General features: G+C 62.2%; 19 protein-coding genes. 11 read left to right on the top strand and 8 right to left on the bottom strand.

Annotated features, from left to right (window positions below; genetic code table 11):
* Both pheT and trpS read left to right on the top strand, forming a co-directional pair.
* On the top strand, positions 1 to 2,187 hold a 2,187-nt coding region (gene pheT / locus J4F42_14535), incomplete at its 5' end, for a phenylalanine--tRNA ligase subunit beta (protein ID MCE2486727.1).
* A 40-nt stretch (positions 2,188 to 2,227) separates the two neighbouring features.
* On the top strand, positions 2,228 to 3,205 hold the full coding sequence (trpS, locus tag J4F42_14530; protein ID MCE2486726.1) for a tryptophan--tRNA ligase: 978 nt from the start codon (positions 2,228 to 2,230) through the stop codon (positions 3,203 to 3,205).
* A 75-nt stretch (positions 3,206 to 3,280) separates the two neighbouring features.
* On the opposite strand, the gene J4F42_14525 is transcribed toward trpS, so the two are convergent.
* The 5 genes from J4F42_14525 to J4F42_14505 all read right to left on the bottom strand — a co-directional run bounded on the left by J4F42_14525 (position 3,281) and on the right by J4F42_14505 (position 8,040).
* Complete coding sequence (locus J4F42_14525) at positions 3,281 to 3,823, bottom strand: hypothetical protein (protein ID MCE2486725.1); 543 nt, start codon at positions 3,821 to 3,823, stop codon at positions 3,281 to 3,283.
* Positions 3,820 to 4,014, bottom strand: coding sequence for a DUF4160 domain-containing protein (locus J4F42_14520; protein ID MCE2486724.1), 195 nt, complete (start codon positions 4,012 to 4,014; stop codon positions 3,820 to 3,822). The genes J4F42_14525 and J4F42_14520 overlap by 4 nt, the downstream gene beginning before the upstream one ends.
* Before the next feature lie 96 nt (positions 4,015 to 4,110).
* The gene (locus J4F42_14515; GenBank protein ID MCE2486723.1) at positions 4,111 to 5,244 is read right to left on the bottom strand and encodes an MBL fold metallo-hydrolase; all 1,134 of its coding nucleotides are present in this window, start codon (positions 5,242 to 5,244) and stop codon (positions 4,111 to 4,113) included.
* 17 nt (positions 5,245 to 5,261) lie between these two features.
* Positions 5,262 to 6,740, bottom strand: coding sequence for an alpha,alpha-trehalose-phosphate synthase (UDP-forming) (gene otsA, locus J4F42_14510; protein ID MCE2486722.1), 1,479 nt, complete (start codon positions 6,738 to 6,740; stop codon positions 5,262 to 5,264).
* Between the two features lies 1 nt (position 6,741).
* Positions 6,742 to 8,040, bottom strand: a complete 1,299-nt coding sequence (locus J4F42_14505; protein ID MCE2486721.1) for a site-specific DNA-methyltransferase — start codon at positions 8,038 to 8,040, stop codon at positions 6,742 to 6,744.
* A 165-nt stretch (positions 8,041 to 8,205) separates the two neighbouring features.
* Here J4F42_14505 and J4F42_14500 point away from each other — a divergent pair, with 165 nt between their 5' ends.
* Positions 8,206 to 9,348 (top strand): amidohydrolase, encoded by a 1,143-nt coding sequence (locus tag J4F42_14500; protein MCE2486720.1) that lies wholly within the window; start codon positions 8,206 to 8,208, stop codon positions 9,346 to 9,348.
* Between the two features lie 2 nt (positions 9,349 to 9,350).
* On the opposite strand, the gene J4F42_14495 is transcribed toward J4F42_14500, so the two are convergent.
* Together J4F42_14495 and J4F42_14490 are read right to left on the bottom strand one after the other, a co-directional pair.
* Positions 9,351 to 10,298, bottom strand: coding sequence for an acyl-CoA desaturase (locus tag J4F42_14495; GenBank protein MCE2486719.1), 948 nt, complete (start codon positions 10,296 to 10,298; stop codon positions 9,351 to 9,353).
* Positions 10,299 to 10,425: 127 nt separating this feature from the next.
* Positions 10,426 to 10,917, bottom strand: a complete 492-nt coding sequence (locus tag J4F42_14490) for a nitroreductase family deazaflavin-dependent oxidoreductase (GenBank protein ID MCE2486718.1) — start codon at positions 10,915 to 10,917, stop codon at positions 10,426 to 10,428.
* 274 nt (positions 10,918 to 11,191) lie between these two features.
* Between J4F42_14490 and J4F42_14485 the strand changes: the two genes are divergently transcribed.
* The 5 genes from J4F42_14485 (at position 11,192) to J4F42_14465 (ending at position 13,889) form a co-directional block, all read left to right on the top strand.
* Positions 11,192 to 11,356 (top strand): hypothetical protein, encoded by a 165-nt coding sequence (locus tag J4F42_14485; GenBank protein ID MCE2486717.1) that lies wholly within the window; start codon positions 11,192 to 11,194, stop codon positions 11,354 to 11,356.
* Positions 11,353 to 12,576 carry an SAM-dependent DNA methyltransferase gene (locus tag J4F42_14480; GenBank protein ID MCE2486716.1) on the top strand — a complete coding sequence of 408 codons (1,224 nt, stop codon included), beginning with the start codon at positions 11,353 to 11,355 and terminating at the stop codon, positions 12,574 to 12,576. The genes J4F42_14485 and J4F42_14480 overlap by 4 nt, the downstream gene beginning before the upstream one ends.
* On the top strand, positions 12,548 to 13,105 hold the full coding sequence (locus tag J4F42_14475) for a hypothetical protein (GenBank protein MCE2486715.1): 558 nt from the start codon (positions 12,548 to 12,550) through the stop codon (positions 13,103 to 13,105). The genes J4F42_14480 and J4F42_14475 overlap by 29 nt, the downstream gene beginning before the upstream one ends.
* 165 nt (positions 13,106 to 13,270) lie before the next feature.
* Positions 13,271 to 13,492 (top strand): hypothetical protein, encoded by a 222-nt coding sequence (locus J4F42_14470; GenBank protein MCE2486714.1) that lies wholly within the window; start codon positions 13,271 to 13,273, stop codon positions 13,490 to 13,492.
* Positions 13,461 to 13,889, top strand: a complete 429-nt coding sequence (locus tag J4F42_14465; GenBank protein MCE2486713.1) for a PIN domain-containing protein — start codon at positions 13,461 to 13,463, stop codon at positions 13,887 to 13,889. The genes J4F42_14470 and J4F42_14465 overlap by 32 nt, the downstream gene beginning before the upstream one ends.
* A gap of 804 nt (positions 13,890 to 14,693) precedes the next feature.
* Here the strand turns inward: J4F42_14465 and J4F42_14460 are convergent.
* The gene (locus J4F42_14460; protein MCE2486712.1) at positions 14,694 to 14,873 is read right to left on the bottom strand and encodes a hypothetical protein; all 180 of its coding nucleotides are present in this window, start codon (positions 14,871 to 14,873) and stop codon (positions 14,694 to 14,696) included.
* A gap of 97 nt (positions 14,874 to 14,970) precedes the next feature.
* Here J4F42_14460 and J4F42_14455 point away from each other — a divergent pair, with 97 nt between their 5' ends.
* The 3 genes from J4F42_14455 to J4F42_14445 all read left to right on the top strand — a co-directional run bounded on the left by J4F42_14455 (position 14,971) and on the right by J4F42_14445 (position 17,747).
* Positions 14,971 to 15,195 carry a hypothetical protein gene (locus tag J4F42_14455; GenBank protein ID MCE2486711.1) on the top strand — a complete coding sequence of 75 codons (225 nt, stop codon included), beginning with the start codon at positions 14,971 to 14,973 and terminating at the stop codon, positions 15,193 to 15,195.
* A gap of 190 nt (positions 15,196 to 15,385) precedes the next feature.
* Positions 15,386 to 17,023, top strand: a complete 1,638-nt coding sequence (locus J4F42_14450; GenBank protein MCE2486710.1) for a hypothetical protein — start codon at positions 15,386 to 15,388, stop codon at positions 17,021 to 17,023.
* A complete protein-coding gene (locus J4F42_14445; GenBank protein ID MCE2486709.1) occupies positions 17,013 to 17,747 on the top strand; it encodes a M48 family metallopeptidase in 735 nt (244 codons plus the stop codon). The genes J4F42_14450 and J4F42_14445 overlap by 11 nt, the downstream gene beginning before the upstream one ends.
* Positions 17,748 to 17,787: the final 40 nt, after the last annotated feature.

The raw sequence follows: 17,787 nt of genomic DNA, 5'->3' as shown, positions 1-17,787 counted from the left end.
CGGGTCGAGTGCGGGGCCGATACGTTCAGCACGGTGTGCGGGGCGCCCAATGTGCGGCCGGGCATGACCTCGGCCTTTGCCCCAGCCGGAGTACGGCTGGCCGACGGCACGCGTCTGGAAGCCAGACAGGTCGCCGGCCGTCCTAGCCAGGGCGTGCTGTGTTCGTCCGAGGAACTCGGCATGGGCGGCGGACATGTGGGGATTGTGGACCTGCCCGGCTCGCTGGCCAGCGGCCGTCTGCTGTCCGAGCTGATTCCGCCCACCGACACGATTATTGAGATTGATAACAAGAGCCTGACCCACCGGCCCGACCTGTGGGGCCACTACGGCCTGGCCCGCGAGGTGGCTGCGGTCCTGGGTCGGCCGCTGCGGCCGCTCGACCGCGCCGACCTGTCGGCGTATGACGCGCTGCCGGCCTACCCGCTCGCGCTCGACGACGTGGAGAACTGTCCGTGCTACTGCTGCATCGAACTCGACGGGGTGGCAGCCTTGCCGGCCCCACTGACGATGCAGTACCGGCTGCACGCCCTGGGTCAGCGGACGTTCAATATCCTGGTCGATCTGACCAATTACATCATGCTCGAACTCGCCCAGCCCATGCACGCCTTTGACGGCGCCCGGCTGCGGGCGGTGCGCATCGCCCCGTTCGGGCGCAGCGGCTCGTTCACCACCCTCGACGGCCAGGACCGGGCCATGCAGCCGGACGACCTGATGATCTGGAATGAAACACAGCCGGTGGCCCTGGCCGGGATCATGGGCGGGCTGAACAGCGAGGTCGGCCAGGACACGACCCGCCTGCTGCTGGAGAGCGCCAATTTTCGGGCGGCACGCATTCGCCGCACCGCCACCCGGCTCGGCCTGCAAACCGACGCCAGCCAGCGCTTCGAGAAACAGCAGCCGCCGGTCACGACCAAGCTCGGGGTTGAGCGGTTTGTGCGGCTGCTGCACGAGGCCGGACTCACGCCCCAGGTCCGCTCACGCTTGACCTATGCCGGCGATCTCAAACAGGACACGCGACGGCTTTCCATCCCCAAGGACTTTTTTGATCGGCGCATCGGCAACCCCATCAGCGGTGACAAAATTGTCTCCATTCTGACCTCGCTCGGCTTTGAGGCCGCGCTGGACGCGGACGAGCTGCGGGTCGGCATCCCGCCGTTTCGCAGCGAAAAGGACATCGCGCTGCCGGTCGATATTCTGGAGGAAGTCACCCGGATCAACGGCTATGACAACCTTGAGCCCCGGCTGCCGGATTTTTCGGCCGACACGGTGGCCTTTGACGACCGTTTGCGGACCGAGCACAAAGCCCGCCGGCTGCTGGCCCAGGCCTACGGCTTTTCAGAAATTCACAACTACAGCTGGTTTGACGAAACCTGGCTGAAGACCATTGGCTATGAGCCTCAGGCCGCCCTGCGGGTGGCCAACCCGAGCGCCGAGCAGAACGTGCGGCTGCGCACCAGCCTGATGCCGAATATCCTGGCCGTGGTCAGGAAAAACGCGCTGCACAGCGACCGGTTCCGTATCTTTGAGTTGGGGCCGAGCTATTGGGCGGTGGGCGAGAGCGACCGCCAAGAGCGGCTGCTCCTGTCCGGGGCCAGCTTTCAGCACGAGCGCATCACGCCGCTGGAGGAACATTTTCGGGCGGTCAAGGGCGCGCTGGAAGCCCTGGCCGTCCAGCTCAATGTGGGCCAGCTGGATTTCATGCCGGGCACCGAGGATGTTGCGCCGTGGCAGACTGCGGGCAGCCATGTCCAGGTCAGCCGGGCTGCCGGCCCGGTCGGCAGTCTGGGTTTTGTAGCCGGCCGGCTGTTAGGTGAGCTGGCCGCCAAGGCCCAGGTGGTCTGGTTTGAGCTGGATTTTGGCGCCCTGGAGGGGCCGCTGTTTCCCGAGGTCCGGTATCTGCCGGCCTCCCGCTATCCGGGCTCGTGGTTTGATTTTTCGATTGTCGCGCCGCTGGAAACCCGCTTTACCGAGTTGGTCCGCAGCCTGGACGGCTTCAGCCACCCGCTGCTCAAAAAACGCGAGTTTGTGACCCGCTATACCGGTCGGGGACTCGACCCGGGCACGGCCAGCTATACGTTTCGGTATTGGATCGAATCGCCGCAGCAGACTCTGAGCGGTGAGCAGATCGAGGTCTTTCAGCAGGAGTATATCGCCTTTCTGAGCGCCCAGGGATTGCGGCTGCGCTAAAGGCTGAGGCGAAGGCCAGGTCAAGTCGAGGATACAGGCTATGGAGACAGTTTTCAGCGGGATTCAACCCTCGGGCGAGATGCACTTGGGCAACTATCTGGGGGCGGTGCGCCACTGGGTGGCCTTACAGGATCAGTACCGGTGTTTTTTCTGCGTGGTCGATTACCACGCCATCACCCAGGACTACGAGCGCGACGCGCTGTCGCGCCAGACCCTGGAGATGGCGACCGACCTGATTGCGTGCGGCATTGATCCCGAGCGCTCGGTCGTGTTCGTGCAGTCGAGCGTGGCCGAGCATACCGAGCTGTGCTGGATTCTGGACACGGTCACCCCGTTTGGCGAGCTGGGGCGCATGACCCAGTTCAAGGACAAATCGGCCAAGCAGGCCGATAACATCAATGCCGGGCTGTTCAGCTATCCGGTGCTCCAGACGGCCGACATCATTCTGTACAAGGCCAGCCTGGTGCCGGTCGGCGCCGACCAGGTCCAGCACCTGGAGTTGGCGCGCGAGATTGTGCGCCGCTTCAACAAACGCTGGGGCGAGTATTTTCCTGAGCCGCAGGCCCTGCTGTCCAGCACGCCGAAAATTCTGGGTCTGGACGGACAGGCCAAAATGTCGAAATCGCTCGGCAACACCATTGCCCTGGGCGAGGCCGACGAGCCGATTCGCAAACGCCTGGCCACCGCAGCGACCGACCCGCAGCGGGTACGGCGCAAAGATCCGGGTGACCCCGATGTGTGCAATCTGCATACCCTGCATACCTTCTTCTCGGACGAAGAGCGCCTGGAATGGGTGCGTTCGGGCTGCCGCACGGCCGATATCGGCTGTTTTGAGTGCAAGTCGGCCCTGGCCGATAATCTGATCGCCCATTTGCAGGTCATCCGCGAGCGCCGGGCTGAGCTCCAGGCCCGGCCCGGTCGGATTGAAGAAATCTTGCGCGAGGGCGCCCGCAAGGCCCGGGCGGTCGCCCGGCAGACAATTGACGAGGTCCGCGACCATATTGGTCTGTGGGGCTAGGGCGTTTCACGTGAGATGAGTAGGGCGGATGAGCGGAGCGTGATCCGACACTCCACCCTGCCTGTCCGTATCGGCTTACACCTCGGGCTCAGCCGACCTACAAGCTTGCTTTGGAGCAATATCCGTGTCTGCGGCAGAGTTCGTTGGGGCACCGTCTTTGCTCTCGTTCACCCGTACATCAACCGTACAGTCGAGGCAGGCCAGAAGCCGCACCATCTGATCAATGGTCTTTGTGTAATTGGTCGGCTCTAGCAGGCGATACACCTGAGCCGGCGAGGTCTTGAGCTTTCGTGCCAGTTCACGCTTGGGCAGCTTCGAGCGCTTGACAAGATCGACAGCCTGCACCGTCAGATTGTAGAGCGTCAGATCCCGCACGTAATCGGGGTCCCTGTTGTAGTGAAGAAAGTCGTCGAGGTGGACGGTATCCTCATCTCCGGACTGAAGCACGTAGGTGATCGCCTGCCTGCCCGCTTCTCGGTCCACGTACACGTCCGTGATCCGATTCGTGCTCGAAGGGACCAGCTTCAGCTTGATGAACGGGAATGAGAACTCTCCCCTCCTGGTCTTGATCTGAAAACAGGCTTGCCTGTTGTTGGCCTTCACCTCGTGTATGATCACAGCTTACCCTCCGTGACGAGTTGCTGAAGAATTCGGCGTAACCGCCGGTCTATGCTTCCGGTCATGCACTCGAAGCGATCCAGATCAAACTTGGCCACAGCTTTGCCGTCCCTGTAGATGTGGACGTGGCGCGGGACATGGTCACCGATAAGCGTGACAAACAGGTAGCCGCCCCTCCTGATTTTTCCCATCGTGCTGGCTCTAACTAGTATCTCGTGTGGTACTAGTTATCAACCGCGCTGATCTTCTCCGTCTATTGGGCTCTTCGACAGGTGTTTCTCTCCAGCTCAGGGAGGGGCGGACAGGCCGAGCCGCTGCTTGACGGCCGGGTTGGCCACCGGCCGCACGCCGGTCGGGGTCAGCATATAGGCATCCATGTACTGCCGGGGGGGCAGAAACGTCACCTGCTGTTTTTCCCAGAAGTCGGACACCCCGGTGGACATGGGGAACGCGCTGTAGGCGTATGGCACGCCGTCAAAAAACGGCGAAAACAGACCGTCCCAGTGGTGGGGAATGTGTGCCTTGGGCTTGAGGACCGGATGGACGGCTTCGGCCAGCGGCCGGTCGCTGAATCCCAGCCATAGATCGACCCGCTCAAGGCCGGCGTCGGTCAGGGCCGCCCGTAAGTGCTCGCGCGCCGGGGTGGCGTGTTCGGCAATGTCGAGACTGTCCAGGGCCAGCTCCCGTTCGCTGAAAAACGCCTCGTCTATCGTGACCGGCTGACTGAAGGTCGTCGCGTTGCCGGTGTTGGAGTACAGCCAGTGAACCGGGCCGGCTGCGGTCTGGGCCGTAAACAGGTACGCCCGGGCGCCCCCGCCGTTGGGAAAGTCCTGGAGAATACCGGGTCGCAGACCGGCGCTGGTCGGCGTCGGCGTCGCGGTCAGTTCAAGGGGCGCGTGCAGCAGCTTGCCCTCGAAGGTGGTGGTATCGCCGCTGTGGTTCCAGCGCACCACCCGGACACTGACATACGGGCCGAGCGGAATCACCTCCCCGCCCTCAACCGCAGTACACCGCGCGTCCCGAATGCCCTGGGCGACGGCCTGCAAGCACGTTGAGCGGGCGCCGATGATTCGGGCACCGGTTAAACGCGCCCAGGTGGCCACGTCAAACGAGTGGTCAAAATGGCTGTGGCCGGTCAGGATGCAGTCGATCCGGGGGTTGCCCAGGGCCTCGATGACACGCTGAATTGCGGCCGTGTCCGGCAGGCTGGGCTCGGCGTAGGCAAAACTCGGCCCGGAAAAGGCCGACTCGGGAATCCGGCTGATATAGCCGTCCATGATAATGCGGGTCGGGCCGACCTCGATCAGCCAGTTGGAGACCGACATCCAGGTCAGCCTGACGTGTTCCGGCGCGGCCGCCCGAGCCGGTGCGGTGGCGGACACGAGGAGGAAACAGACAGTGACGGTCCACAAGAGGCGCATGGGTGCTCCCGCAGCGGCTAGGCGCTGGTTTTCCCGGTCGGTTTCGATTTTGTCGAACGGGTTTTTGGCTTTGAGCTGGGTCTGGCCGCTTGGTCGCTCTTTTCCAGGTCGGCCAGAAAACGGTCCCGCCAGGTCTGGGCGGTACGTTCGTGGACGCGCTTGTTCAGGGCCTGCCAGCGCTCGCGCCGTTCGGTCAGGTTCATGTTCAAGGCCCGGTTGAGGGCCGAGGCCGTGCCGTCAATGTCGTACGGATTGACGATCACGGCTTCGACCAGGTCTTCGGCCGTGCCGCAGAACTGGGACAGTAGCAGGACGCCGGGGTTGTCGGTCTGAGACGCGATATACTCCTTGGCGACGAGGTTCATGCCGTCGCGCAGGGGGGTGACCAGACACACATCGGCCTCGCGGTAAAACGCGGCCAGCTCTTCCTGGGTGTAGGATCGGTACAGATGGCGGACCGGAATCCAGTCGTCCTCAGAGTAGCGGCCGTTGATTTCTCCGACCAGACGGTCAACCTCGCGTTTCTGGGCCGCGTACTCCGGCACCCGGGTGCGTGACGGGGCCGAGATCTGGGTCATGGACACCTGGTCGCGCCACGCCGGGTGGCGTTCGAGCAGGCGGTCAAAGGCCAGCAGCCGCTCAGAGATGCCCTTGGTGTAGTCGAGCCGGTCAACGCCGAGCAGGATGCGCCGGCCGCGCACCATCTGGCGCAGTTTGCTGGCCTGCAGGCTGGCCTCGGGGCTGGTCGCCCAGTCGGCAAAGCTGTCGGGGTCGGTGCCGATCGCGTACACCCCGAGCTGGACCCTGGCTTTGCCGTGCTGGTAGAGCCGGCCGTCAAAGCTGCCGCCCAGTTCCGACTCCAGGGCGTCGGCGCAGTTTTTGCGGTAGCGCTGGGTGTGAAAGCCGACCAGGTCGTAGGCTTCCAGGTCTTCCAGCAGGGGCCGGGAATGGGGCGAGATGGTCAGGATATCGACCGGCGGAAACGGGATATGCAGGAAAAACCCCAGGCGGCCCTGCCAGCCCAGGCGCCGCAGCTCCATGCCCAGCGGAATGAGATGGTAGTCGTGCACCCAGACCAGGTCGTCGGGCTTGAGCAGCGGGGCCAGATGGGCGGCAAAATAGCGGTTGATGCGGCGATAGGTGCGGTACTCGCGGCTGACGACCCGGACCTGGGCCGGGAAACTGTGAAACAGCGGCCACAGGGTCCGGTTGCAGAAGCTGACGTAGAAATCGTGCACCTCTTCCTCTGACAGATTGACCGTCATGAGTTGGATGGGGCCGATCTGGCGCTTCTGGGGGGCGCTGGATTCTCGACGGCGGGTCGTCTTGCCGCTCCAGCCGAACCAGATCCCGCCGGTTTCCAGCAGTACCGGGCGCAGGGCGCTGACCAGACCGCCGGCCACCGGCTTGCGTGTCTCGGCCGGCGTCTTTGGTGTTGTCAAATCCGGCGTGCGGTTTGAGACCACGACCAGGCGGCCGCTCGTTTGTGTTGGCATACTAGTCGTGCTCCAGATCCGGGTTCAGCCGGAAGTAGCGAAACCCGCCGCCGCCGCGCCAGCGGACCGCCTTTGACACCCCGGTCTGATCGGTGCCGTCAATCACCCGCCGGAGGCGGGGCAGCAGGTGCGAGTGGCACTGCGGACCGTTTTCAATCAGCAGCCAGCGCCGGCCCATCTTGTGCGCCACCGCCCCGGTCGTGCCCGAGCCGCCAAAGGCGTCGAGTACCCAGTCGCCCGGGCTGGTGGCCATGCCGATGATGCGCCTGAGCAGGGCTTCGGGTTTTTTGCCGTTGAGAAAATCGACGCCGCCCTCGTCGCCCAGCCCGGTCGTTTTGATATCCGACCAGAAGTCTCCGGGATGGACGCTCAGGTAATCGTCGGCAAACAGCAGGCGCATGCGGGGCTGGGCCGAGGCCGGGTTGTAGTCGGCCTTGATCAGGTACAGCTTGCGCTGCGGCGTCTCAACCGTAAAGGCGCCGCAGGCCGCGTCCAGATTGGTGCGGCGGGCGTCGGCCAGCCGCTTGGCCGTCGGGCTGGTGGCGCAGGTGCGGACGATCCGCCAGGCGTTGCGGTAGCGCCAGTCTTCCTGGCCAATCCGGCTTGGCGCTGACCGCCGGTAGGCGCTGTGCATGGGCTCAAAGCGAAACCGGGCGCAGATCGCGTCGGCCTGCTCAACGTCGGCCGGGCTGCGGTCTGGCTTGGCGATGATGGCTTTGAGCCGCCGCACCTCGCCATAGCTCACCTGACCGACGAACAGGTTGTACTCGCGGTCCCAGCCGCCCTTGCGCACCCGCTCGAGGTGCAGGCCGCGGACGCCCGACTTGCCAGCCAGGATGATGTACTCCTTGAGTTTGGGCAGGCCGCCGTACTTGAGCACGCTGGCCATTTTCAGGCCGGTCGGTTCGGCCATTTTCACGCACACGACCTTGAGGTTGCGCTCCTCAAACAGCTCGGCCAGCAGCAGGTACAGGCGGGCGAATTCGTTATCGTCAATCTGCACCGCCAGCAGCCCGTCGTCGCGCAGCAGCGCGCGCAGCAGGCTGAGACGCGGCCGCATGAAGTCCAGCCAGCCCGTCGGCCCGAGGTCGGTGGCAGGCTCGGTCCAGCTGTAGGTGGTGGTGTAGGGCGGGTCGATGTAGACGCATTTGACGCGCTCGGTGAATTCGGGCAGCAGGGCGTGCAGGACCGCCAGGTTGTCGCCGAAGATGACCCGGTTATGAGCCGATTCGTGCTGGAGACTCGGCTGGGCGGAGGAGTAGGAGTAGTGGGGATCTTCCTGAAGGGCGGGGGTGAGCATGCGTGCTGAGCCTGTCTACACCGAGCGGGTGGGATGACTATAGCCGACCTGATCTCAAACCCCAAGGGTTGGCCTGACATTGACGCCCAACATTGACGCCCAACATTGACACCTGGAACTGGGGGCGATACGCCTGAGGGTAAAAGTCCCCCAGGAGCACACCGCATGGACACGCTGCGCGTTATCTCGGCCGACTCGCATATGACCGAACCGCCCGATCTGTGGACCACCCGGCTGGATCGGCGGTTTCAGGACCGGGCGCCGCGGGTCGTACACAAGCCGGATAAACCCGGCCATTTTTTCACCGCGCCTGGGATCACCCCGTTTCCGGTGGCCGGCGGCTTCTCAACCGGACGGAGCGGCGAGGCGCTCAAAGAGCACCTGAAGAGCGGCTACGAGGCGGCGCGGCCGAGCGGTTGGGACCCGGTTGAACGGCTCAAGGATCAGGACCTCGACGGGGTTGCGGCCGAGGTGATCTATACCACCCTGGGGTTGGCCCTGTTTCAGCTGACCGATGTCGATCTCCAGCAGGCCTGCTTTGGGGTCTACAACGACTGGGTGGCCGAGTTCCGCTCCCACAGCCCCAAGCGTCTCCATCCGGTCGCCATGATCTCGCTCGAAGACATTCCGGCTGCGGTGGCCGAGTTGCAACGTGCCGCCAGGCTGGGCCTCAAGGGCGGGATGATCTGGGGCGCGCCGCCGGCCGACCGGCCCTACCACAGCCCGCTGTACGACCCGTTCTGGGCTGCGGCCCAGGACCTTCAACTGCCGATTTCGCTCCACGTGGTGACCAGCCGCGATGCCAACGACCGGGTGGTGATGAACGCCGGTTCGAGCGGTCCGGTCAACTACACCGCGCTGCGCTTTGTACACCTCTTCAACGAGGTCCAGAAGTCGCTCAGCGCCTTTATCCTGGGTGGGGTGCTGGAGCGTTTTCCGGGTCTCAGGATTGTCTCGGCCGAAAGCGATGTGGGCTGGTTTGCCCATTACCTGCACCGTCTGGACCACGCCCAGGAGAAGTTTGGCGCGATGGTTGAGCAGCCCCTGCCGCTCAAGCCCAGCGAGTATGCCCGACGCCAGATCTGGGCCACCTTTCAGGACGACCCGGTCGGTCCGAATACCTATCGTTTTTTTGGCGCCGACAACTTCATGTGGGCCTCGGACTTTCCGCACACCGACACGACCTGGCCCAACTCACGCCACGTCATTGGGCGAGACTTTGCCGGCGTGCCGGAACACATCACCCGTAAGATGGTGTCCGAGAACGCGGCCCGTTTGTACCGGATTGAGCTGGACGGAGCGACCTGAACTCATCCGGCGGCGATGTTGGCAACGTTGTCCGGCTTGGGATCGCGGATTTCGGCCGGCACGGGTTTCACATCCCATACCAGGCCGACCCACGACAGCAGCACGATAATGTAATAGGTCAGGTCGATCTCCCACCAGTAGAATCCCTGCCGGGCAGTGTTGGGATAGTAGTGGTGGTTGTTGTGCCAGCCCTCGCCAAAGGTGAGCAGGGCCAGCATGAGATTGTTGCGGCTGGTGTCTTCGGTCTGGTAGCGGCGGGTGCCGATGACGTGGGCGAGCGAGTTGATCGTGTAGGTGAAATGGTACAGGACGACGGTCGAAATGAAGAACCAGACCAGCATTTGCATGCCGCTGGTGCCCAGTTCGGCGGGCAGGAAGACGCCCAGGAAGAATACCGTCGCGCCGATCAGAAAAGAGATCAGGAGGTCGAAACGGTCCAGAAAGCGCAGTTCCGGGAATTTGGCAAAATCGGGAATGAGCTTGAGCTTAGTGGGAAAGTTGACCGGCGCCGTAAACCAGCCCATGTGGCTCCATAAAAAGCCGTGCTGGACGGGCGAGTGGACGTCTTCGGGCTGGTCGGAATGGGCGTGGTGGTGGCGGTGGTGGGCGGCCCACCACAGGGGACCGCGCTGGATGGCGGCCGTGCCGATCACCCCGAACAGAAACTGAAACCAGCGCGAGGTCTTGAACGTCCGATGCGAAAAATAGCGGTGGTAGAAGCCGGTAATCGCAAACGTCCGCAAGACGTACAGGAAACCGGCCACGCCCAGGGCGACCCAACTCCAGCCCACCCAGATCACACCCAGGCACATCAGGTGGATGGCGATGTAGGGGGAAATACGAAACCAGTCGGGGTGCTGCTGCTCATTCCCCTTGGAAGACAGGTTGGCCGACCGGGCCTCGGCGTCAACGTAGCGCAGCACGGTTGTCACGAACGGAATACGCTTCACAGTGATCTTCTCTCCCTCTCCCGATGTGGACCTCTTATGTAGCAGACCCGCACGAACCATGTAAGCCGGTCGGTTCCGGGGTGGGTCCCTATCTAACAGGCCGGCAAAGGAAGTCAATCCGTGTCAGTCACCCGTGCTGGGGATCAAGGCCGAACACCACGGCCTTGTCGCGTATCCACGCCCGCATCTCTTCGTCTGAGCCCAGCTCCAGCCCCAGCATGAACCTAGCCATCAGACGCGACTGGAGAGGATGGGCTTTTATAAAGCGCAGCACCCACTCGGTCCCTTCCGCGCCGGACACATTGACCACCCGGGCGGTAAACCGCCGCCGGCCCAGCTGGACCTCGACAAGGGGGTGGGCTTCGATATTGCGGACCCAATCCACGCGGCGGCCCCAGCCGGATTGAATGTAGTAGCGTCCCGTCGTTGTGTCATGTCCGACCAGATCGAGCATGACCGCGTGGGGCCGGCCCGTCCGTCGTCCTTTGGTGGTGACCAGAATCCAGCGTTGGCCAAACAGCCGTTCGTAGCCCGCCAGACCCAGGCGGTAGACGGCAACCGGCAGGCGGAAGAAGCGCACCAGCCAGGGGCTCGGGGGCGGTGGGGAGGTTTCGGGCATCCTCAGGCTGTCCTAGCGCGTGCCGGTCGGTGTGACAATCGGGGGGTGAAAAAATCAAGCGGCCGGTTGACCCGCCGGTGCGTTTTTATTGTGGGCTCAAGCGCTTTCAGGTGCATGGTGAGCGGTGGTGCTGTCGCAGTTTTGACCTAGGTGGTCGCCTTGGTATTGCGAGCCGCTCGGTGCAATAATACCCGGAGATGCAATGCACACGATTTCGCTGAAGATGCCCGAACCGCTTGCCATCAGGCTTGAGGACGCAGCCCGACAAAAATGAGTGAGCAAGTCCGCACTGATTCGTGATGCTCTGGAGGCGTATCTGCAAGCCGATAGGGCCGAACGAGCCGAATCTGCCCTGTCGCAGGTGGCCGACCTCGTGGGCATTCTGTCCGGTCCCGAAGACCTGTCCGTGCATAAAGACTCCCTACGCTGCTGTTCATGAAGTACGTCTCGGGCAAGCCCGATACGCTCCTCGACGTGCCCGCCGGAGGCAGCTTTGCCGACATGGTGCAGCTCAAGGGCGACAAGGAGATTGGCGACAAGATCAATAAGATCATCGGCCGACTCGCTGAGGCCAACGACCTCAAAGGCGTCATCGACCAGGCCGATTTTAACGATGAAACCAAGCTGGGCAGCGGCAAGGAGATGCAGGACCGGCTCTCCAGGCTGGTCGCCATCTTCAACGCTCTCGGCTTCCGCGCCAACCGGACTGAGGGCGACGACCTGCTGGGCGACGCCTACGAGTACCTGATGCGGCATTTCGCCACCGAGTCCGGGAAGAGCAAGGGGCAGTTCTACACCCCGGCCGAGGTCTCGCGCGTCATGGCCCAGGTGGTCGGCATCAGCACCGACACCCGCCCGGACCAGACCATCTACGATCCTACCTGTGGTTCGGGCTCGTTGCTGCTCAAATCCGCCGACGAAGCGCCGTATGGTATCAGCGTGTACGGCCAGGAAATGGACAATGCTACCTGGGCGCTGGCGCGGATGAACATGGCCGCCGAATTATGGCAGGGCAACACCCTGGCCGCCCCGTACTTCACAAACGGCGCCGGCAGCCTCAAGACTTTCGACTTCGCCGTGGCCAATCCCCCCTTCTCGGCCAAAGCCTGGTCCAGCGGGCTCGACCCGGCCAACGACACATGCAAGCGCTTCGAGTATGGCATCCCCCCGGCCAAGAATGGCGATTACGCCTTCCTCCTCCACCTCATCACGTCGCTCAAGAGCAAAGGCAAGGGCGCGATCATCCTGCCCCACGGCGTGCTGTTTCGCGGCAACAAAGAGGCTGATATCCGCCGCAAGCTCATCCAGCGCGGCCTGATCAAAGGCATCATCGGCCTGCCCGCCAACCTGTTCTACGGTACCGGCATCCCCGCCTGCATCCTGGTCATCGACAAGGAGCAGGCTCACGCTCGTACCGGCATTTTCATGATTGACGCCAGCAAGGGCTTTCTCAAGGACGGCAACAAGAACCGTCTGCGCGCCCAGGATATCCACCAGATCGTGGACGTGTTCACCAAGCAGAGGATGGTGCCGATAGAGGAGATCGCCAGCTCCGCCAACAACTACAACATCCCGCGTAACATTGACTCCAGCGACCCCGAGGACCTGCACAGATCTGATTCCCCCGGCCTTGGTTGTTGCGCGCTACTTCGCTGCTGAGCAGACCGCGCTCGAAGCGCTTCAGGCCGTGCAAGACTCCGCCACCCGCGCACTGGGGGAGTTCGTTGAGGAGCAGACCGGCGAGGACGGCCTGCTGGCGGACGCCACCAATGACAAAGGCACGGTCACCAAGGCGAGCGTGAAGGACCGGCTCAAGACCATTCAGGACGAGCCGGAGAGCGACGAGGAACGGGAAGCCCTCCTGCGCTGTCTTGCCCTGATTGAGGCCGAGTCCAACGCCGGTAAGGCGGTCAAAGACGCCCAGGCCGAGCTGGACCAGAAGGTATTAGACCACTACGCGGTGCTCACCGAAGCCGGGATCAAAACGCTGGTGGTCGAAGACAAGTGGTTCGCCAGCATCCGGGCCGCCCTTGACAGCGAAGTGCAACGGTTGACCCAGCAACTCGCTGGCCGTGTCAAAGAGCTGGAAGAGCGCTATGCCAGCCCACTGCCGGAGCTGGAGCGGGAGGTGGAGGAATTCAGCGTGAAGGTTGAAGGCCACCTGAAGAAGATGGGCCTCTCGCTATGAGTCAGGAATCCGGTTTCGGGCATGAGCAGACAAACACCGAAGAGATACAGCACCGAGCCAGCCGAACTATTGGTCCCCCGTTGTTGCTTCATGTTGTTATTCAAATGATAGCATGCCATCATACCAATTATGATTCGGACTCAGGTACAGCTTACAGAACAACAGTTGCTCCGACTGCGAGCACTGGCTGCGGAACGGGGAGTATCGATCTCCGAATTGGTGCGTAACGGAGTGGATCATCTCCTCAGTCATGCCGAGCGGGGGGAGCACGGAGGCCGAGCGCAGCGGGCGATTGCCGCCGCAGGACGCTTCCATTCTGGGCGCGCCGATGTGGCCCGTCGCCATGACACCTATCTTGCCGCTGCGTATGAAACACCCGAGGAGTGAAGAGGTATTTATTGACACGTCCGCTTTCTACGCCGTCCTGGACGCGGACGATGAGGTGCATGCTCAGGCACGCGTGGGGTGGACAGGACTGATCCGCGGCGGGAGACTATTGGTGACCTCGAATTATGTGTGTGTGGAAACCTGCGCTCTTGTTCAGGCAAGACTTGGGATGGATGCCGTGCGCGTGCTGTTCGATGATATGCTGCCGATAGTGACCGTGGTCATGCTCGATGAGACCCTTCACACAAACGCTATCGCCACCTTGCTCGGAGCCAACAGACGGAACCTGAGCTTGGTGGACTGCACAAGCTTCGCAGTGATGCACCAGCGTGGCACGGTCAGGGCGTTTGCCTTTGACCAGCACTTTGCCGAACAAGGCTTCCAACTCGTGTCGTAGTCGCTGTGGTCCCAACCGAGTCTATCCCAACGCAGAAGCTTTCGAGGTGAAGTTCCTGGCCCTCGACGGTCACACCGCAGCGCTCGCCACGGTGTGACCGTCACAGGTGCGCTTGGCGCGCGCACGGACATCACCCATGCGCGAGAGATCAGGATGGACGGCTGAGCGTCAACGACCTCCGAGGCGAGTCGGCACGGCCCGAAGGCTCTCTATTCTTTTGGCCTACAAAGACGTTAATGACCGGGGTGAAAATTGATATGACCTCCGTACCGCAAACGGAGCGCATTTTCACGCTATCTTGAGTCATGGCCGGCTGGGCGCCGTCATCAGGGGCTGCTTCGGACGGGCAACCTGGGAGGGCGGGCGTCCCGCCCGCCTCTTCAGACGCATCGGAAATTGCTGAAAATGCTCTAATGCCAATGAAGCGACCGTCATCCCCCCAGGTTACAAGCAGACTGAAGTAGGGGTGATTCCACAGGATTGGGACCATGCCTGCGTGGGCGATGTGGCTAGGGTAAAGGGAGGCAAGAGACTTCCACCTGGCTTTGTTCTTGTCGATACACCGACGCCACACCCATACGTGCGGGTCACAGACATGTTTTCCGGTGGTGTCAACCAGTCGGAAATTAAGTATGTACCAGAGCGGGCGTTTCCAGCGATTCGGAGCTATCGTATCTATAGCGAAGACATCTTCATCAGTGTCGCTGGCACCCTGGGGATCGTTGGCGTTGTTCCGCCGAATCTTAGTGGCGCAAACCTCACCGAGAACGCTGACCGCATTACAAGCATACAGTGTGACCGTGACTACTTGAAATATTGATAGCTACCGTCCTCTCCGACATGGATGCCGAGATTGCCGCTCTGGAGCGCCGCCGGGACAAAGTCCGCGCTATCAAACAGGGCATGATGCAACAGCTTCTCACTGGGCGGGTGCGGCTGGTTAGGCCAGAGCCAGACGACAAAAGCTAAAGTGTGTCCGGCCATATTCCCTTACCCGACTCCGAAACGAAAGGCATACGTCTACAGCGTTTGACGTTGTGTCGGCCATTGAAGTATGTGTGACGTGTGGAAGGAGAGAACGATGACCCGACTTCTACAGGAAGCTTTCGAGCGAATCGCCAAACTCCCGCAAGAGGAACAGAACAGATTTGCACAGTTTCTGCTGGCTACACTGGAGTCAGACCAGCGCTGGGCCGAGTTGTTTGCGCGACCTGAATCGGAGGATTTGCTGGAGCGCCTGGCCGACGAAACTTTGGCAGCCCACCGATCGGGACGAACTCGACCAGTCAATATAGAAGAGTTGTAGGGGTGCGTTCGTTCGCACAAGCCAGCTTCTGGGATACATATCGACGCCTCCCAAATCACGTTCGCCGGCAAGCTCGCGAGTCCTATCAGTTCTTCATCCGTGCTCTTGGCGTGCTGGACGATAGTGAGATGGTCATGACGGACAGGGGACGAGCCGTGGCCACACGCGTCAGGTCTGAGCGAGAGAAACCATGAACGTCGTCAGCCAGCGGGAAATCCTCACCCAGCGGCGCGTGCTCGCGTTCTTCCAGGACGCCCTCGGCTACACCTGCCTCGGCGACTGGCAGGACCGTCCCAACAACCGCAACATCGAGCCGGATTTGCTGACCGACTGGCTCAAACGCCAGGGGCACGACGACAGCATCATCACCAAAGTCCGGCGCGAACTCGACAAAGCCGCTGCACTCGGTGGCAGCACAACCCTCTACGACGCCAACCGTATGGTCTATGACCTGCTCCGCTACGGAGTGAAGGTCCAGCCGGACGTTGGCGAGCAGCACGTCACCGTCTGGCTGATTGACTGGGCGAACCCCGACAACAACGACTTTGCCCTCGCCGAAGAGGTAACCGTCGTCACCCGGAACACAAAGCGGCCCGACCTCGTGCTGTATGTCAACGGCATCGCCCTGGGCGTGTTGGAACTGAAGCGCTCGACCGTCTCGGTGACCGAGGGCATACGCCAGAACCTCGACAACCAGAAGCGGGAGTTCATCCAGCCGTTCTTCACCACCGTTCAACTCGTGATGGCCGGCAACGATACGGAGGGGCTGCGCTACGGCACCTCGCAGGCCAGGATCGGTCAGTGGTTCGAGAGCAAAACCCAGGGGCTGACCGATGTCGCCAAGGCCCAGCTCAAGCAGCGCTGGGGCACGGTGCAGAAGGTACTGAGTGCGCAGGACCGGCTGGCGAAGATCGTCGCCGATATCCTGTTCGATATGGAGACGCGCGACCGCCTGAAGAGCGGTCACGGCAACGCGATACTGGTCTCGGACAGCATCTATGCAGCCTGCCGCTTCTTCGAGCTGTTTCAGCAGACCGATCTGGCCGGCAAGTGCGCCATCGTGACTTCCTACAAACCGGCCCCGGCCGACATCAAGGGTGAAGAGAGCGGTGAGGGGCTCACCGAGAAGCTGCGCCAGTACGACATCTACCGCAAGATGCTGGCGGCCCACTTCGACGAGCCTGAAGACACCGCAATGCACAAGGTCGAGCAGTTCGAGCGGGAGGTGAAGAAACGCTTTGTCAAGGAACCGGGGCGGATGAAGCTGCTGATCGTCGTGGACAAGCTGCTGACCGGCTTCGACGCGCCGCCGGCGACCTATCTGTACATCGACAAGCAGATGCAAGACCACGGTCTGTTCCAGGCTATCTGTCGGGTCAATCGCCTCGACGGCGAGGACAAGGAATACGGCTATATCATCGACTATAAGGACCTGTTCCGGTCGTTGGAGCAGTCCATCAAGGACTATACAGGTGAGGCTTTCGACGGCTACGACAAGGCCGACGTAGAGGGCTTGCTGAAGGATCGGCTTCAGCAGGGCCGGGAGCGCTTGGAGGAAACCCGTGAGGCGGTCAAGGCGCTGTGTGAGCCGGTCGAGCCGCCGCGAGACACGGCGGCCTATGTGCGCTTCTTCTGCGCCGCCGAGAGCGCCGTGGCTGAAACTGCTGCCTTGGCCGTAGACGAAGACATCCGTCTTGTGAAGAAAGCGGACTGGCGGGGGAACAGGTTCAAGGCGAAGCAAGTCCGCAACGCCATCAAAAAAGTGCTCCGGGATGACACTCTGGTGGACAGGATTTTCGAGATCGTCAAGGCGCAGGGTGACTACTAAAGCCAAGGGCTCCTGCCTCGACATTCGTGGGATAGCGGTCGAGGTCGTCCACAAGGACATCAAGAATCTCCATGTTGGCGTGTACCCGCCGAGCGGTCATGTGCGGGTGGCCGCGCCGCTCCGTCTTGACGACGAAGCCGTGCGCCTGGCCCTTATCTCGCGCCTGGGATGGATTCGGCGGCGGCAGGCCGAGTTCGAGCGGCAGGAGTGCCAGTCTCGGCGGGAGTTCGTGACCGGCGAAAGCCATTACTTCAAGGGCCGCCGCTACCGGCTCAGCGTGACGGAGCACGCCGGACGGCCGAGGGTGCGTGTCCTTAACAACACGACTCTGGAACTGCACACCCGTCCAGGCGATAATCGGGACACCCGGGAGGCTGTACTTTATCAGTGGTACCGCAGCCAGTTACGCAGCCAGTTGCCGTCCCTCCTCGCCAAATGGGAGCCGAAAGTTGGCGTGACGGTCGATGACCTGCGAATCAAGAGGATGAAGACCCGCTGGGGTTCGTGCAACATCGAGGCCAAGCGTGTGTGGCTGAATCTTGAGCTGGTGAAGAAACCGGTCTCCTGCCTGGAGTACATCGTGGTGCATGAGATGGTCCACCTGATTGAGCGATCTCACAATGATCGGTTTCGAGATCTGATGGACAGACTCATGCCACACTGGCGCATGCATCGGGACGAACTCAACCGGGCGTCGCTCGCTCACGCAGACTGGCGTTACTGAGTGGAACCGCAAGCCCGAGCCTGGGAGCCGTGCCGAGTCC

This window comes from Desulfurellaceae bacterium, assembly GCA_021296095.1.
Classification (GTDB): domain Bacteria; phylum Desulfobacterota; class Binatia; order Bin18; family Bin18; genus JAAXHF01.
This window is presented reverse-complemented; position numbering and strand designations above follow the sequence as displayed.

What these genes read in the sequence shown, in the direction of transcription:
- J4F42_14505 (MCE2486721.1), bottom strand. Translation starts at nt 8,040, where the DNA reads ATGCTCACCCCCGCCCTTCAGGAAGATCCCCACTACTCCTACTCCTCC.
- J4F42_14450 (MCE2486710.1), top strand. Translation starts at nt 15,386, where the DNA reads ATGAACGTCGTCAGCCAGCGGGAAATCCTCACCCAGCGGCGCGTGCTC.
- J4F42_14515 (MCE2486723.1), bottom strand. Translation starts at nt 5,244, where the DNA reads ATGCGCCTCTTGTGGACCGTCACTGTCTGTTTCCTCCTCGTGTCCGCC.
- J4F42_14480 (MCE2486716.1), top strand. Translation starts at nt 11,353, where the DNA reads ATGAAGTACGTCTCGGGCAAGCCCGATACGCTCCTCGACGTGCCCGCC.
- J4F42_14460 (MCE2486712.1), bottom strand. Translation starts at nt 14,873, where the DNA reads ATGGCCGGACACACTTTAGCTTTTGTCGTCTGGCTCTGGCCTAACCAG.
- J4F42_14520 (MCE2486724.1), bottom strand. Translation starts at nt 4,014, where the DNA reads ATGGGAAAAATCAGGAGGGGCGGCTACCTGTTTGTCACGCTTATCGGT.
- trpS (MCE2486726.1), top strand. Translation starts at nt 2,228, where the DNA reads ATGGAGACAGTTTTCAGCGGGATTCAACCCTCGGGCGAGATGCACTTG.
- J4F42_14500 (MCE2486720.1), top strand. Translation starts at nt 8,206, where the DNA reads ATGGACACGCTGCGCGTTATCTCGGCCGACTCGCATATGACCGAACCG.
- J4F42_14455 (MCE2486711.1), top strand. Translation starts at nt 14,971, where the DNA reads ATGACCCGACTTCTACAGGAAGCTTTCGAGCGAATCGCCAAACTCCCG.
- otsA (MCE2486722.1), bottom strand. Translation starts at nt 6,740, where the DNA reads ATGCCAACACAAACGAGCGGCCGCCTGGTCGTGGTCTCAAACCGCACG.
- J4F42_14490 (MCE2486718.1), bottom strand. Translation starts at nt 10,917, where the DNA reads ATGCCCGAAACCTCCCCACCGCCCCCGAGCCCCTGGCTGGTGCGCTTC.